16 protein-coding genes are annotated in these 13,956 nt (G+C 67.3%); 8 read left to right on the top strand and 8 right to left on the bottom strand.

Features of this window, described 5'->3' with window-relative positions:
* Nucleotides 1-78: 78 nt before the first annotated feature.
* Nucleotides 79-477, top strand: a complete 399-nt coding sequence (locus EES48_RS03945) for a group III truncated hemoglobin (RefSeq protein WP_122465041.1) — start codon at nt 79-81, stop codon at nt 475-477.
* Between the two features lie 263 nt (nt 478-740).
* Here the strand turns inward: EES48_RS03945 and EES48_RS03950 are convergent, their stop codons facing one another.
* Nucleotides 741-938, bottom strand: coding sequence for a helix-turn-helix transcriptional regulator (locus EES48_RS03950; RefSeq protein ID WP_122465042.1), 198 nt, complete (start codon nt 936-938; stop codon nt 741-743).
* The gene (locus EES48_RS03955; protein ID WP_162998001.1) at nt 935-1,327 is read right to left on the bottom strand and encodes a hypothetical protein; all 393 of its coding nucleotides are present in this window, start codon (nt 1,325-1,327) and stop codon (nt 935-937) included. The genes EES48_RS03950 and EES48_RS03955 overlap by 4 nt, the downstream gene beginning before the upstream one ends.
* 630 nt (nt 1,328-1,957) lie before the next feature.
* Between EES48_RS03955 and EES48_RS03960 the strand changes: the two genes are divergently transcribed.
* A complete protein-coding gene (locus EES48_RS03960) occupies nt 1,958-2,389 on the top strand; it encodes a hypothetical protein (RefSeq protein ID WP_122465044.1) in 432 nt (143 codons plus the stop codon).
* A gap of 60 nt (nt 2,390-2,449) precedes the next feature.
* Here EES48_RS03960 and EES48_RS03965 read toward each other — a convergent pair whose 3' ends face one another.
* The 4 genes from EES48_RS03965 to EES48_RS03980 form a co-directional block, all read right to left on the bottom strand.
* Entirely contained in the window at nt 2,450-3,700 is a 1,251-nt protein-coding gene (locus tag EES48_RS03965) for a type II toxin-antitoxin system HipA family toxin (protein WP_122465045.1), read from the bottom strand.
* Nucleotides 3,701-3,704: 4 nt separating this feature from the next.
* Nucleotides 3,705-4,046, bottom strand: a complete 342-nt coding sequence (locus tag EES48_RS14985; RefSeq protein ID WP_205679335.1) for a helix-turn-helix domain-containing protein — start codon at nt 4,044-4,046, stop codon at nt 3,705-3,707.
* Nucleotides 4,047-4,353: 307 nt separating this feature from the next.
* On the bottom strand, nt 4,354-5,430 hold the full coding sequence (locus EES48_RS03975) for a hypothetical protein (protein WP_162998002.1): 1,077 nt from the start codon (nt 5,428-5,430) through the stop codon (nt 4,354-4,356).
* A gap of 169 nt (nt 5,431-5,599) precedes the next feature.
* Nucleotides 5,600-6,142, bottom strand: a complete 543-nt coding sequence (locus tag EES48_RS03980) for a hypothetical protein (RefSeq protein WP_205679336.1) — start codon at nt 6,140-6,142, stop codon at nt 5,600-5,602.
* 175 nt (nt 6,143-6,317) lie between these two features.
* Here EES48_RS03980 and EES48_RS03985 point away from each other — a divergent pair, with 175 nt between their 5' ends.
* From EES48_RS03985 to EES48_RS04000, 3 genes are all read left to right on the top strand, one after another.
* Complete coding sequence (locus EES48_RS03985) at nt 6,318-7,436, top strand: helix-turn-helix transcriptional regulator (RefSeq protein ID WP_122465048.1); 1,119 nt, start codon at nt 6,318-6,320, stop codon at nt 7,434-7,436.
* A gap of 569 nt (nt 7,437-8,005) precedes the next feature.
* On the top strand, nt 8,006-8,380 hold the full coding sequence (locus tag EES48_RS03995) for a hypothetical protein (RefSeq protein WP_122465050.1): 375 nt from the start codon (nt 8,006-8,008) through the stop codon (nt 8,378-8,380).
* 159 nt (nt 8,381-8,539) lie between these two features.
* Nucleotides 8,540-8,992, top strand: coding sequence for a hypothetical protein (locus tag EES48_RS04000; protein WP_122465051.1), 453 nt, complete (start codon nt 8,540-8,542; stop codon nt 8,990-8,992).
* 32 nt (nt 8,993-9,024) lie between these two features.
* Here EES48_RS04000 and EES48_RS04005 read toward each other — a convergent pair whose 3' ends face one another.
* Nucleotides 9,025-9,276, bottom strand: a complete 252-nt coding sequence (locus tag EES48_RS04005) for a hypothetical protein (RefSeq protein ID WP_122465052.1) — start codon at nt 9,274-9,276, stop codon at nt 9,025-9,027.
* Between the two features lie 75 nt (nt 9,277-9,351).
* Complete coding sequence (locus tag EES48_RS04010; RefSeq protein WP_122465053.1) at nt 9,352-10,686, bottom strand: hypothetical protein; 1,335 nt, start codon at nt 10,684-10,686, stop codon at nt 9,352-9,354.
* A gap of 237 nt (nt 10,687-10,923) precedes the next feature.
* On the opposite strand from EES48_RS04010, the gene EES48_RS14755 reads away from it, so the two are divergent.
* The 3 genes from EES48_RS14755 to EES48_RS04020 all read left to right on the top strand — a co-directional run.
* Nucleotides 10,924-11,094, top strand: coding sequence for a hypothetical protein (locus EES48_RS14755; protein ID WP_162998003.1), 171 nt, complete (start codon nt 10,924-10,926; stop codon nt 11,092-11,094).
* 387 nt (nt 11,095-11,481) lie between these two features.
* Entirely contained in the window at nt 11,482-13,533 is a 2,052-nt protein-coding gene (locus tag EES48_RS04015) for a tetratricopeptide repeat protein (RefSeq protein WP_122465054.1), read from the top strand.
* A 59-nt stretch (nt 13,534-13,592) separates the two neighbouring features.
* Nucleotides 13,593-13,956 (top strand): NAD(P)-binding domain-containing protein (locus EES48_RS04020; protein ID WP_240623203.1); only part of this gene is annotated, 364 nt, incomplete at its 3' end.

The following is a 13,956-nucleotide window of genomic DNA, read 5'->3' on the forward strand; positions in this document are numbered from 1 at the left end:
CCGGCTCGTGGAGACATCGCCGCCAGGCGACCCGCGGGTCGGAGCCTAGGCTCGTTTCCGCAAGAAAGGGGGGATGAGATGGAGGACCCGCTGCCAAATGACAAGGAGATCGCCGCCGTGGTCGACCTCTTCTACGAGCGGGTGAGGACGGATCCGATGCTGGGCCCCGTGTTCAACGCCGCCGTGGAGGACTGGCCGCGCCATCTGCACCGCCTGAAAGCCTTCTGGTCCACGGTCATGCTGGCCAGCGGCCGCTACAAGGGCGATCCCATGGCGGCGCATCTGCCTCATGCCGACGCGATGACCGCGCCGGCTTTTGCGCGATGGCTGTCCCTCTGGCGGGCCACGACGGACGAGCTGCTGGCGGCCGGTCCCGCGCTGGCGATGCAAGCCAGGGCCGAGCGGATCGCGCGAAACCTGTCGCGGGCCGTGGTCCCTCGGACAAACTCTGGAGACCGCGGCACCATGGCTCCCTAGCGGCAGTGCATCCGATCACCGGCCGAGACGGGAGGTGATCCAGGTCTCCATGCTGGGCCTCTGCTTCAAGCCTGATGAGGTTGGGGGACGGCTGATCAGGCCCTGACGGGATCGAGCCAACCGGCGTGTGATCGTCCCCAGGGCCGCCCCCATCCCCGCGCATGCGTGGCCGCGCCCCCTCCCGATCGCTCACGGATACCTCCACCCAATAGCCGGGCTGGCTGCCGTGCCCATAACCCCGGCTTATATCGCCGGACGGCGTTTCAGCGGTGCGGATTGTCGAACACGCCCTCGACGGTCAGATCGAACAGGGCGGCGATCTTGAAAGCGAGGTCGAGCGAGGGGCGATGTTTGCCGGTCTCGATGGCGAGAACGGCGTAACGCGAGACGCCCAGCCGCTCGCCGAGGTCGGTCTGGGTCCAGCCGCGCTCGCTCCGAAGGGCCTTCACCCTGTTGGTCATTGGGTGCTGCGGATCAGGGGCGTGACGAGGGCGAACGCGCCCCAGAACAGGGCGTAGACATAGTAGCCCTCAAGGTGCGGCGCGTTGGCGTAGGTTTCGGCGAAGCCCCAGCCGGCGAAAACGCTGAGCGCCAGTCCGGCCGCCACGATGAAGCGTCTTGCGGTGAGGGCGCGGACGACCTCGTCAGAGTCGCGCATGAAGACCAGAACCGCCCAGGTCTGACCGAGGATCGGCGCCATGATGGCGGCCACCAGGATCCAGGCCATGGAGAACCCCCTGAACGCTGCCGGTGCTGCAATCAGGAGCACGAGGACCAGGGCATAGAGTCCCAGGAAGCCTAGCGTCCGGGGCCCGTAGAGTTTCGCGGGGCGGGAAAGAATGTCGGGCATGCCAAATCTCCGATGTTAGTCTAACCTAACATCGAAGGGATGTGATGTCTACCTCACATTTGGTCCGTCTCCGGTGACCTTATCCGCCGCCGTCTGGAAGATCTCGGTCGCGAAGTTAGTATCTGGTCGCACGCGCCAGGCAGACAGGCGAGGTTCAGGCCGAGGCCCGAGCCTCGTCCATTCTCCGCGATGACGGGATTTCGGCCGCTCGGGGGCCCACGCTGAAAAGTCACCTTTGGGCGTCCGGCGCGGGCGCCCGCCCTTGCGCACGGGTTTCGAATTTAATTGCTTTTCCAAGCCCAGGCCATGAGGCGGGTAAGGCCCAGCGCGGACCTTCGAATCTCAGATCGCCCTGATCCCGAGGACATCGTCGGTCGCTAGGCGCTTTTCGCAAGATTCGAGCCTGCTGAGCACAGGCGTGGAAATTTGCGGCTCGCTGGAGACGCGACATTCGTCCTGTCTGAGCGGCACGTCCAAAGTCCGGTGTCCGCCGGGGCGCAAAAGACCGGCCCGGCCTCAAGCAGACATTGGACCTCGATCCGTCGCGCTCGCTTGAAAATTTTCCAAACGTTCACGTGGCAATCCAACGCGGACGATTGAGGCTACGGAAAAGTGCTTTGGAGCCCCAATATGCCGAAGCTGACGACGATCCTGACGGCCTTCATCGGAGGGCTGGCCATATCCGACGCCGCTTTTGCCCAAGACGCGACGCCGATCACGCATGGGGAGGTGGTCGGTGATTGGAGGCTCTTGATAACCCCTGCCGAAGGACAGGGCCGGAGCGTCACGTTCAAGGCCAGGGATGGGAGCCAGCGGCTTGATTTTCCATTGGCGATCACGCCTCAGTCCAATGGACGCCTCAACTGTATCATCGACGGGGATCCCGGCGAATGCAGGATAAGGAATGGCGAATTTCGCATAGCCTCGCCAAGCGACGGATTCACGATAATCTACACCTTGGAGAATCGAACGCGTGAAGGATTCGCGGGCGTGGCCGACTTGAGAGTCCGTCGCCTGCCAATCGGCGGACCTATTGGCTCCGTGAGAATGGTCCGCCGTTAGCCCCCATGATCCGCCTCATCGCTCTCGCCGCCTGAGCTCAGCTCAAGCCGGGCCGTTCGATCAAGCCAGTTCGGCCTGCCGAAAGCAGGTCGCAAACCGGCGCGTCTCCGCTTCCCCCAGGCCGGCGTCGTTGAAGCAGGCGCGCCACTCGCTTCGAACGACCTGCGCGAGCTCCTGAGCCATGGCTATCGCCTGCTCGGCCGTCAGCCCGAAGGTCGCGGCGCCGGCCACGGCGTTTTCCAGAGTCGCGGACCGACCCTGGGGACCGACCCCGAGGACAAGGGTGCGCTCATGCCCGACCTGGGGCTTGGGCACGACGTCATAGAGCGGTGAAAGCCGCCATCCCTTTGGCCCCCATAGGAAGCCGTGATTGCGCAGGTGGTCGTCGTCGTTGGTGACGAGGATGTTGAACACCATGCGCCGGAAAAGTTCGACGAGGTCCCTCCGGGGATCGGCGCCGTAGCGCCGCAGGGCCGCGGCCAGGTCCGCATAGCTGTGGCGCCCGACATCGCTCTCGTGCGCGCCGAGGAAGGTCAGTCCAGAGGCGAAGGGTGTCCGTCGAAGCTCCCCTGAGGTGAGGGTCCTGTCGAAGCGCTCGATCATGTAGATGTCGCGACCGAGGACCTGCCGGAAGGCGAGCCGGGGAACGTCCAGGCCGCTGCGCGCGGCCAGGCGCATGGTCGCCAGCTCTATGCGGCAGATCGGGTAGCGATCGTCGTTGGCGGGAAACTTGGCGATCCAGGGCTGACCCTCGACCTCCGTCGCGGCCTTGGGCCGGGCGCCGCCGAGCGACGAGCCCGCTGTCAGGAGACGACGCAGATTGTCGTCGAGCTCATCGACCGACTGGACCCGCTCGACGGCCACAGCCAGCTCTTCCAGGGTGAAATGCTCGCCGGGCGCATCACCCTCGCCCCAGGGCGTGAGCCGCTCGGGCTTCTCCGGTGTCGGCCCGAAGGCCAGGGCGCCCACTCGATGATCTCCTGAAGCCAGGAGGATTTCGGCTTCGCTCGGCTCCCGATCATCGAGCGCCTTGTACATCAGATAGCGCCCCCAGCCGTCGGGGGCCGCGTCGCGAATGCCGTTGAAGATCGCAAATCCCTCGTCGGTGCGGAACACGATGTCTTCGCCGCCCGCGTCGGGAAGCGGCAGCTGCACCGGATCGATCGGCACGCGATCGGGACGTCCGAGATAGCGGCGGCCGTAGGCGAAGGTCGCGAAGCTCGCGCGCGGTTCGCGGGTCATCGTCAGCCGCCCCGCCGGGGCGGGTCCATCGGGGAGGTGCATGAAGACGATCGTCTCGACGGTCGGCATGACGTCAGAAGTCCAGATCGTCGTTGGACGAAGCATGGGTGCGGCGAGGCAGTCGTGCGATCTCCTCGCTCATGCCTGCGGCGTCCCGCTCCGGAGCCAGGAGATCCTGCAGTCGCGACGTGAAGCCCAGGACGAACAGAGCGCTGGCAAACGCGCCGAGACTAACCGCGGGATCGCCCGCCTCGAGCCGCTGGAGCGTTTGCCGCCCCACCAGCATCCGGTCGGCGAACAGCTGCTGAGGGATGCGGCGACGTTTGCGCGCCGTGGCGATGTCCCGGCCCAACGCCGCTATGGCGGCCCGGCTGGGTTCGGGAAGCGACGTCTTGGAGGCGGATGTGCGAGCCATTCGAAGTGAATGACATATCATGCGTTAAACAGCAATTAGAATGATAGATCATGCATTAGAGGGCGTTCGATCGCAGTCTGGCGCTCGGAGGCGCATATCTAGAGCCAGACCGACGGCGCCCTTGGTGTGCGACGGCGTGTCCGATCAAGCCTAATGCTACGCTAGGCGAGGCTGACCTGTATGCCGCTCTGGCCGGATCACTTAGGTCTGTGATGGACGAGTGTCGCAAGAAAATGAGCACCGACCGCGCCAGGCCTCCTGGGTTCGGCCGCCGCCGTGCCACCATGCTGGAGGGACGCGCGACCCGCTACGGGCCAGCGTAGGCGTAACGTCCCTCGCCATACCCCAGCTGAATGCCGTCGATGCGAATGGTCTTGGGGTTTTCCGCGAGAATGGTCCAGTCCTGATGCTCGTCATAAGGGATCACGGTCCCGCAATCGCCTCTGATGCATTCCCCGCACGACAAGGTCATCCACACCCGCGGACCGTCCGTTCGCGATGATAGGATGCGGCATGACTCTGCGATGGCGGAGTCGCTGTAGGTTATCGACGAGGCGGTGATCGACAGGGAGCCGGTATAGTCCGGATCAGCGGATATCGGCTCGTAGGCCCCTTGCCGGAAGGGCCATGGGTGAGAGACGCCAGACCCGTCAGGGGGATAGGCCTCCGATCCGTCCGCCATGGGGTCCTGGAGTCCAGTCGCCCCATCGCCGGCGGTCATGTCCTCTTCGGTCAGCCAGCGGAGGCGGGTGAACGATGCGCCGTTCCAGCCCCATTCCGCATGGCATCCGTCCGCCGCCGCGGCGGAGCAGCCCGGCATGCCCAGGGCCGAGAAGCGAAGCCGGGCCGGCCGGGCCTCGCGAACGAACTGCACGCCCCAGACCGAAGAGCCGAAAGCAAGCTGATGTCCATTTCGACCCGACAGCCAGACTTCGACCCGGCAGCCGAGACGACCGCAGCCATCGTCACGCCGGCCGCCACGCGCCGCGCCGACGTAGTCCTCGCCGGCGCCGCGACACTCCGCAGCGCCATAGTCGATGACGTGGTCCGGGGCGTCGTCGCCATTGAGCGCGATGCGGGTGTCGAAACCCTCTCCCCGGATCAATTGGCCCCCTTCGGCGCGGCACTCGGCTGCATGCTCTTCGATCGCGGCTGCCACGGCGCGAGGCGCGAAGCCCTGAAGAGCGGTCGAGCCCCCTGCAAGAGCGCCGCCGTCCGTCAGGGCCGTGCGGACCATCAGCGCCCCGTCCGCGACCGCTCCCCGCGGCTGGCCGCCGTCTGCTTGACCGCATGCGCCAAGCAGGGCGGCCGAAACCAGGCCGAGGGCGGCGGCATGTCCGGGAGAGGCCTTCCTTCGGGTGGGGTAAGGCTCGTGTCGCTTCATGACGGGCTCCTTTTCCTTCAGTCTGTTGGCGAACGCCTTGCGGAGCAGGCCGCGGCGCGCTGGTCTCGACACAGCTCGGTTCGCGAAAGGGCCGCCACGCGCTTTCCCGCGCCGGCGGACGGCGGATCCACGGCGTCGCTTTTGCGGTGCGTTACAGACGGGGCCTTCGTCATGGGGACGCCGCCTTGTCGCGACGAGCGACCTCGATACGCAGGTCCTCGGCGAAGGCGGTCGCGGTCTGCTGGGTCAAGCCGGCGGCCACAAGACGCAGGCGGCTGTCGCTGACCAGGCGCGCGAGCACCTGAAAACTGACGTGATGCTGGGCGGCTTCGACCTGGAGGCGGGCGTTATGTCCCAGCTGAGCGCCGGCGGTGCTCACGTCGATGACCTGGCTGACGGCGGGGCCTGTGTGGGCATGGCCGACCTGGATGTCCCGCACCTCGGTCAGGGCGAACCGGGAGCCATGCGCGGCGATGCCGTCGTTGGAGACCGTCACGGTCGACGGCCGGCGTGCGGCGATCTCCCGCGCGATCCGCTTTCTGTTCGTGTGATGAAGCCACATCACCCAGAGGCTCAGAAGCAGAAGGGGGATGCCCGCCAGGATCACGACGAGGGGAATCGAGATGAGGGCGACCGCGATCGCGGCGTAGAAGCCGAAATTGCTCAGGGCGGCCCCAGGATAGGGCGCGGGCGTGATCTCGAAGACGGTCACGCCATTGTCTTCTCGGCGACGGTAGAAGGCATCCATGATCGAGCGTCCGTGACGAGCTTGGGCGAAACGTGCTGTCCCGAGAGGTTCGACAATCCGGCTGTCGTTGTCATATGCAGGATGAGGTAGTCGGCTCGCGCGGATTATCGTGAGCGGCCGGCGGGGGAGGGATCGCCTCATGTCGTTCGGGAGCACAGGCCTTTCCGATCGTCTCGACGACACGCTCGACACTGTCGACGCGGCCGCCCTTGGGCTGGAAGCCTGGTCCACCGCCCTTGCGAAGCTTCGCGACCTGACCGGCTCGCGGGTCGGGCAACTGTCCGCCATCGGCGCGACGGCCGCGTCGTTTGGCTGGTGCACGGGACAGGAGTCCCCGCAGGAGCGCCTGGAGGCAGGCGTCGCCGATCTGCGTATCAATTCCCGCAGGCGCGCCAGCCTGTCCGCCCCGGTCATGGCGATCTTGGACGAGGCGCATTTCGACACCGAAGCCGATGTCCGCAGACACCCCGCCTACGGCGAGTTTCTGAGGCGTCACGACTATCCATACATCTGCCTGTCGCCGGTCGTCCGATCACCGGAGGTGACGATCAATCTGAGCGTCACCCGGGGCGCCGCGCAGGGCGGGCTGGACGCGGACGGCAAACGGCTGTTCGCGGCCGTTGCGCATCGTGTTCGCCACGCGCTGCGGGTCCAGCAGACCCTTGAGCAAAGGGCGCTAGACCTCGTGGTCGCGACCTTGGGGCGCATGTCGGGCGCGGTCCTCGCCTGCCGCCGGGACGGAAGAATCCTGTCCTGCACATCCGAGGCGGACACCCTGCTCGCGACCGGAGACAGACTCGTATCGAGGTGCGGGCGCCTGACGTCGCCCTCGCGAAAGGCCGCTCAATGGCTGTCCGGCGCGATCGCGGCGGCGTCCGACGCCCACGCCGCATCGCCCGTCCCTTCGCGGCTGATTCGAGACTCCGACGGCGAGCGGCCGCTGGTGATCGAGATCCAGCGTCTCCCGAACATCGCAGCCGGCGCTTGGGGAGCCGATACCGTGCTGGTTCTGGCCAGAGACCTCGACCCCGCGCGAAGCGCCTCGCGGGCCGCCTTTCTGGGGGGAGCGACGATGGCCTTCACGCGGGCGGAGGAGGCCGTGGCTCGCGATCTTCTGTCGGGGTGTTCACCGTCGGAAACCGCCGAAAGGCTCGGCATCGCCGTGGGCACGGTGCGCGTTCACATACGCAACATCTATGCGAAGGCGGGAGTGCGCAATCAGCTCGCCTTCGCGGCGCTGATGGGGGCGCTGCGCTAGCTGGCCGCGACCTGCCGGGGGAGCGCCGGCATGAGCGCTGACGTCGTGGGCCTTGGGACGATTGCGCATACCCACCATTCCCTGGGGCCTTACATGGCCCTCGAAACGGCGGGTCGGGCCGAGGATGACCCATCGAAGCCTTTTCGGGATCACAGTCAAACGGACGCCGTTGGGCAGACGGCGGACCTTGCGCGCTGACGGGCGGGGGTCCGATAAGGTGGGCTTCGTTTGTCAGGAGCCTGTATGGCCAGGGGAGGGTAGCCAATGACGGCCACATATTCCTGCCACGCCTGCCATGAGCTCTGGGTGGGGCGTCGCGGTCACGGCGTCGTGGACACCTGTCCGGAATGCGGCGAGATGGACGTTGAACCGCTGAGCGTGGGCGAGGCGCTTCCGGTGGGCGAGGCGATGCTCATGGCGACGCTCCAGCGCTCCCGGCCGCGTCGCGAGGGCGGTCGCCCCGACGACCGGGCGCCGGGAGATGACGGACGGGGACGCGGACACGGCGGAGCGGGCTTGCCGGAGCGCAGCGGTCGTGGTCAGGACCCGGACGATCGGGGGAGCGCCTCATGAAAACCATCCGGGCCTTCAAGGACGTCCGCGAGGCGGGGGACGGCCGCGTGGCGGTCACGGTCGAGGACGAGGACGGCGTCGGGGAGCTCGTCTTGGACGACGGAGCGTTCCGCCGACTGATCGCGGAGGGCTCCCATCTGCTCGAGGCGCGGGCCCTGGGACGCGAGGTCGACATCCTGGCCCATGAGGCCGACTGGTGGCAGGTCGGGATGACCGGGGACGGCGATCTCGTCCTCTCCTTCCGCACGACCGATCTCGGCAGCCGCGCCTTCTTCGTAGATTCGAGCCAGGCCCGGGAACTCGCCGAGGCGGTCGACCGCGCCCTGGCGCTGGACCCGGCGCCGGCGGCGCGGGTCAAGCCGGTCCACTGACGGCATGGCGAGTCAAGGTTCGAAGCCGGTCTGGCGCGACCGCGGGGCCCCAGGGGCGGGGATGGGTGTCCGCTTGCGCGATGAGTCGGGGCCGTGGGTGGGATCGCGGCGGGCATGGCGAACGCGCGGGCGGCGCCCCGAACGCGAAAGGCGGGCTCCATGAGGCTGATCAGCGACGCCGTGGTCTCGGCGAGGGGCGTGGAGCCTTCGGCGCAGGGCCAGGCCTTGGTCTGGAGCCCCGACACCGCCGGCGAGGGGAGGGCGCTGCTGCGCGACGCGGTCGTGAAGGGTCTCGACCTGCTGACGCTGGACCACCCGCTCGATCCCGAGGTGATCGCCTCGCTGCTCCAGCTCCACCGGGACGGCGACGGGGATGTCACCCTCAAGCTCATGCGGTGGTTCCCGCCCGGGGACGCTCTGTCGGTGTCCGAGGACGGCCGGCTGGAAGTGCTGGACCTTCACCCGCCCGCGCGCCTGGTGCTGGGCGGCGCGGCGGTGTTCTCGCCGGCGGCGGTCGAGGCCTTGCGGGGACGGATCGCCACCCTCGAGGAGATGGTGGCGTGGACGATGGACGCGGGCCTGGCCGTCGTTCGCCACCCGATTCCGCTCTGACCTTGGGGCGCGGCTGGGCGCCTCAGGGGCGATCAGGCGATCTCGAGATCGTCCGGCGTGGGCGCTTCCAGGGCCTCGAGGCGGTCGGCGGCGTCGCCGGCGACGACCCAGGCGTGGCCGATGGCGGCGCGGCGGAGCGCCTCGCCCTCGGCGTCGGCGGGAACCGGTACGCGACAGGCGACCTCACTGCCGTCCGCGGCCTGGACGGTGACCGTGGCCCATCTCAAGCCGGGGCGGGCGGCGCAGGCGTCCCCGGCCTCGATGCGGATGTCGTGCTCGCTCATCGTGAAGACTCCGAACTGTGGCGGTGAGCCGGTAACATCATCCGCCTTCGGCGCAAACGGCCGGGGTTGGAGGCGTCAGGCCTTGCCTCTCAAAGTGCGCCACAGTCCCTTGGGCGGCGCGGGCGGGAGCGGGGCGGCGACGGGGGGCGCCGTCTCCTCGAGCAGGGCGGACACATCGGCCTGGAGCGCCACCATCTCGCTGCGCAGCGCGCGCAACTGCTTGTCGCTGAACCGTCCCCGCTCGAGACCGGCGACGGCCGTGCGGGCCCGCGTGAGCTGCTTTAGGGCGATGGCGGGGGCGCGGTTTTCGACATGCTCGGCGCGCAGCTGGTCGAGGACTTCGTACAGGGCCGCGCCCGTGTCCTGGGCCGTGTCGGCGTCGGCGAGCCGGGTCTGCAGCTGGTCCAGCACGGCATCGGGCGGGAGGGCGCTCTTGGGCCCGGCGCGTTCGCCGTCCTCCATGGGCATGAGGCCGCGCTCCTCGGCGTAGCGGCGCAGGGCCCAGCTGGGCAGGCTGGAGGGGGCGGGCGGTCCGAAGGGGAAGAGCTTGTCCAGGGGCCCGGGCAGGCGCTTGCGGGCGTCGATCAGGGCGAAGCCCGCCGTCCTCCACAAATCCCGGAGGCGGGGCGGGAGGTCGCGGGTGGAGGCGGCGAGGGCGCTGACCAGCGGCTCGAGATCGGCCGCCTGGTCGTACTGGGCCGGCTGTCCGCGCCAGGCCAGATAGGCCTCGACCACGGCGAGCTCGTCGAGCTCCGCGTCGATCCGGGCGGGATCGGTGAACCGGTAGGCGTCGGTCACGGCCTCGCGCGACAGGCCCATCACCGTCAGCTGGTGCGACAGCTTGAGCCGGCGGTTGATCCAGCCGTAGGCGAGCTTGATGTCCGGGGCCATCTGCAGGGCCGCCTCGATCGCCTCAAGGTCGGCCGGGGTAGCGTCGGCCGGGAGCCGGGCCGCGCGGATCGTGCTGAACCCGGCGAAGCGCTCGGGATCTCGGGCGAGCAGCTCGCGCATGGCCGCCAGGCGGCGGTTGCCGTTGACGACCACGCCCTTGGTGTCGATCAGCAGGGGTTCGGTCTGCTGGGCGTGGCGGGCGAGCTCGTCGATGATGGAAGCCGTGGGGTCGCCGGCCTTTTTTATCAGGAGCTGATGGAGGAGACGTTGGGTGGCTTCGTTGGCCTCGTCGATCGGGGGCGAGGTCTCCGGCTGGGTGGAGGCGCGCTGGGCCAGCTCGGCGACGATGCGGCCGTTGGCGGCCCGGTAGAGCAGGGCGGTGTGAGGAACCTCGACGACGGGGGCGTCGATATAGCCCCCGCGAAAAGGCGCGAACTGGCGGGCGACCTCGGGCGCGGTCTGAAGGGCATTCTTGCGAGCGGCTGGGGTGGGGACGCTCAGGGGGGAGGGTGACGGCATGGCAGGGCAAAGGCGCGAGCGGAGGATGGGTTGCGCACCTGGGCGAAGGGAGGTGGTCTTGGACCGTGAAACGGGCGCTGGCGGCGAGATCGCCGTGCGGGACTAGGGCGTCGTCGGTCGAGGGAGACGTCGGTCGCTACCGGACGATCGCGCACGCAATGGGCGCTTCAAGCTGGTGTGCCACATAATATAACCAGGGTATGGACAGGCGGGGGATCGGCCGTGTACGGCGCGCTCATGTCCCTGATCGCCAAGAAAAACCTGTTCAAAAGCAAGTGGCTTCGGATTCACGAAGGCGTTAGCGACAAATCCCGCGCGCCCGTCATCCAGATGGTGGTCGTCTCGCAAACAACGAAGGAGCCGAAGGCGATCAATCTCAGCACCGCGCGCGAGAGAGATCGCCGATGATCTCGAAGCGGCGGCGCGCGCGATCCGGGCCTACGGGAGCTGAGAGGTGTAATGGCTGGAGAAGCAGTGTGGGCGCGCCCTCACAATTCACTGCCAAGAGCTCACCGAACGATCGTTGACGGCCGCCCGCGCCAAACGCCTGACTTGGCGGCTTTTTGAGAGCCCATCCGCAGGTTAAGCGCAACTCTCCCGGGCTCGCCGTAAGCGACGTCAGCAGCGTGTCCCTTCATGTGCAGTCGCTTGCTGCTCGGTTGGCGCAGTCCGTTCTTTGAAACTTTTTCAGCTGGGTGCTGGCCCTTTACGACAAACGCCTGACCAGTGATGGTGTGCGTATCGCCGTCTCCGGAGCCTCAGATCAGCACAGCATCTCTTCAGTCGACGGTTCGCGTGCGGTTCGACGCGCAAGGCGAGAGCCGCGCAGCGCGGTGGCGCATCGCCAAAATTGACCGATCGTCCTTCATTCGCACAGACGTGGGGCTCTCCTATAAAATCCCCGAGGGTGTGCGGGTCCCGCTGACGTTGGCTTTCGAAAACGGTTCGGTTCTCCGCCTGCCCGCCAATGGCGTTCTGCGCCTCCATTGTATCGAAGGATCGGGCGAGATCGGCCCGGGAACTCGGATCATCTGCGAGTTTCGCGACGAGCACGGCACGCAGGTCGAGCGGATCGCCAAGCCCTTCGATCAAGGCCGAACTTGGGTTCGGCTGCCCTGTCCCCAAGGGGCAAGCGAGGCCTATTTGACGCTCGGACTCGCCGGGACCGGAGCTCTGCGCCGGATGGTCTTCACCATGGAGACGGAAGCGGTGGGGTCCATAGAACGCCTCAGCGAGGCGTTGCGAGCGGGTGAACGTGCGAGCGTGGATCAGGCCCTTGAGGCCGCGAAGCGCTACAGGTCACAGGATCCCGCCCTGCCGAGACTACAGGCCCTGGCGGCGTGGTTGGCCCGCGATTATGGCGAGGCGGCAGACCATTACAGTCGGTTGGCGGATCAAGACTCGCTGCGTGGTGACGACGCGACGCGTCTCTTCCGGTCCCTCAAGCGCGCGGGACGCTTGGCGGAGGCCGAGTCGGCAGTGTCCAAATTCCTTTCCTCCCCGGACATGCCGGATGGCCTGCTGAAGGAATGGGCCGATCTGGCGGCGGAGAGGGGCGACGCCGAAGACGCCGGCGACAGACTTGGTCGCTTGCTGTCCAGGGAGGGCGGCGAGAATGCCGTGAAGTCGGTGCTATCCCAGATGCTTAAGCGGGGGCAGGGGGGCCTCGCCGGGGCGATCACCGCAGGCCTCGGCGACGGCCTGTCGTTGGCGGTCTGGTTGGCCGAAAAGGCCTATGCCGAGCGCCGCTATGTCGAGGCGGCGCGAATATTCGACCGCGTCGCTGACCTCGGAACTGCGGGCCAAAAAAGAGTCTGGCGTCAAAAGGCGGAGGGGGCATGGATGCATGCCTTCGCCCGCCGGAGCCTCGCCTCGGAATGGGCGAGTGGCACCCAGGGCGTCGTTACCACGGCCGAGCAAGCGATCAAACGGACGGGCGCCTACGACGTCGAGTTCGGGGGCCACATCTTCCCCATCCGGGTGAAACGGGGACGCGGAGACAAGGTGCTCCTCCTGTTTCACGGAGCGGCCGACCAGGCGGTTCGGCCCTATCCTCATTTCGCCGGCTTCCTGCCGGGAATGGATGATGTCCACCAGATCGCCTTCGCCGATCCGACCGTCGCCTGTTCCCGAAAGTTGGCGGCGGGGTGGTATCTCGGTACGGAAATCTTCCCGGTTCAGGCCCTGTTGCCCGGCCTCATCACGCGTCTGTGCGATGCTGTCGGGGCCGAACGGCGCGTCTACCTGGGAGGCTCATCGGGGGGATTCGCGGCGCTCTACTGCTCCTGGCACGATCCCGACAGCTTCGCCGTGGTCGCCAACCCGCAGATCGATTTGCTCACCTATTTCGAGAAGCCTTTCGATCGGCTGGTCCAGTCAGGATGGCCGACCCTTTCATTGCGTGACGAGCTCGCGCGGAGGGTCTGTTTGGACGTGGGTCAGAAATACCGTTGCGGTTCGCCGAACGTCGTCGCCTACGTCCAGTCGCGAACCGACTGGAGGCACATCAAGACCCAGCTGCCCGCATTTCTGGACGCTGTCGCCCAGGGCCACGCGGATGTGGCTTTCGACATCGGGTACTGGGGGGTGTCCGGCCACAGTGGGAGCGCGCCGGCCGTAGCCTATATCCCGTGGGTCAGGGCGGCGCTGAAAGCGCGACACGCGAATTTGGAGCTTCTCATCGAGGCCCATGCTGAAGACACCCGCAGCCGATCCGGCCCTTTGGCGTCGAACGACCGGCCCGGATCTAAGACGCCGGGCTACGCCGCCGATATCACTCTAGCTGACACGCTCGCTGCTCTAATGCTCCGACCACCTTCATTGGACGGACCAGCCGAGGTGGGATGACCGCCGTTCTATCCGTCCCCCGCATTGTGCCGTCGCGGAATGGTTGTTAAGCGCGCCGCATGTTGGACAACGCCCTTCAAAAAATCTCTGATCGCTCGGCGGTCATCGGCATCGTCGGCCTGGGCTATGTCGGCCTGCCTCTGGCGACGGCGGCGGCGCGTTCGGGTTTCCGCGTTCTAGGGCTGGATGTGGATCCGGAGCGGATCGCCGAGTTGAACGCCGGCCGCTCGCCGGTTGCGGCGGCCCCCAGCGACGAACTGGCGCGGCACATAGCCGAGGGACGATTCGAGGCCGCGAGCGACTTTGCGCGTCTCGGAGAGTGCGACGCCGTATTGATCTGCGTGCCGACCCCGATCACCGCCCAGCGCGAGCCCGATCTCAGTCATGTGGTCGACGCCACCGAAGCTGCGGCGCGCGCCCTGG

It is taken from the genome of Brevundimonas lutea (assembly GCF_003704105.1).
In the GTDB taxonomy this organism is placed as follows: Bacteria; Pseudomonadota; Alphaproteobacteria; order Caulobacterales; family Caulobacteraceae; genus Brevundimonas; species Brevundimonas lutea.

Excerpts from the sequence above, each read along its gene's own strand:
- EES48_RS03945 (WP_122465041.1), top strand. The coding sequence starts at position 79 with ATGGAGGACCCGCTGCCAAATGACAAGGAGATCGCCGCCGTGGTCGAC.
- EES48_RS03950 (WP_122465042.1), bottom strand. The coding sequence starts at position 938 with ATGACCAACAGGGTGAAGGCCCTTCGGAGCGAGCGCGGCTGGACCCAG.
- EES48_RS03955 (WP_162998001.1), bottom strand. The coding sequence starts at position 1,327 with ATGCCCGACATTCTTTCCCGCCCCGCGAAACTCTACGGGCCCCGGACG.
- EES48_RS03960 (WP_122465044.1), top strand. The coding sequence starts at position 1,958 with ATGCCGAAGCTGACGACGATCCTGACGGCCTTCATCGGAGGGCTGGCC.
- EES48_RS03965 (WP_122465045.1), bottom strand. The coding sequence starts at position 3,700 with ATGCCGACCGTCGAGACGATCGTCTTCATGCACCTCCCCGATGGACCC.
- EES48_RS14985 (WP_205679335.1), bottom strand. The coding sequence starts at position 4,046 with ATGGCTCGCACATCCGCCTCCAAGACGTCGCTTCCCGAACCCAGCCGG.
- EES48_RS03975 (WP_162998002.1), bottom strand. The coding sequence starts at position 5,430 with ATGAAGCGACACGAGCCTTACCCCACCCGAAGGAAGGCCTCTCCCGGA.
- EES48_RS03985 (WP_122465048.1), top strand. The coding sequence starts at position 6,318 with ATGTCGTTCGGGAGCACAGGCCTTTCCGATCGTCTCGACGACACGCTC.
- EES48_RS03995 (WP_122465050.1), top strand. The coding sequence starts at position 8,006 with ATGAAAACCATCCGGGCCTTCAAGGACGTCCGCGAGGCGGGGGACGGC.
- EES48_RS04000 (WP_122465051.1), top strand. The coding sequence starts at position 8,540 with ATGAGGCTGATCAGCGACGCCGTGGTCTCGGCGAGGGGCGTGGAGCCT.
- EES48_RS04005 (WP_122465052.1), bottom strand. The coding sequence starts at position 9,276 with ATGAGCGAGCACGACATCCGCATCGAGGCCGGGGACGCCTGCGCCGCC.
- EES48_RS04010 (WP_122465053.1), bottom strand. The coding sequence starts at position 10,686 with ATGCCGTCACCCTCCCCCCTGAGCGTCCCCACCCCAGCCGCTCGCAAG.
- EES48_RS14755 (WP_162998003.1), top strand. The coding sequence starts at position 10,924 with ATGTCCCTGATCGCCAAGAAAAACCTGTTCAAAAGCAAGTGGCTTCGG.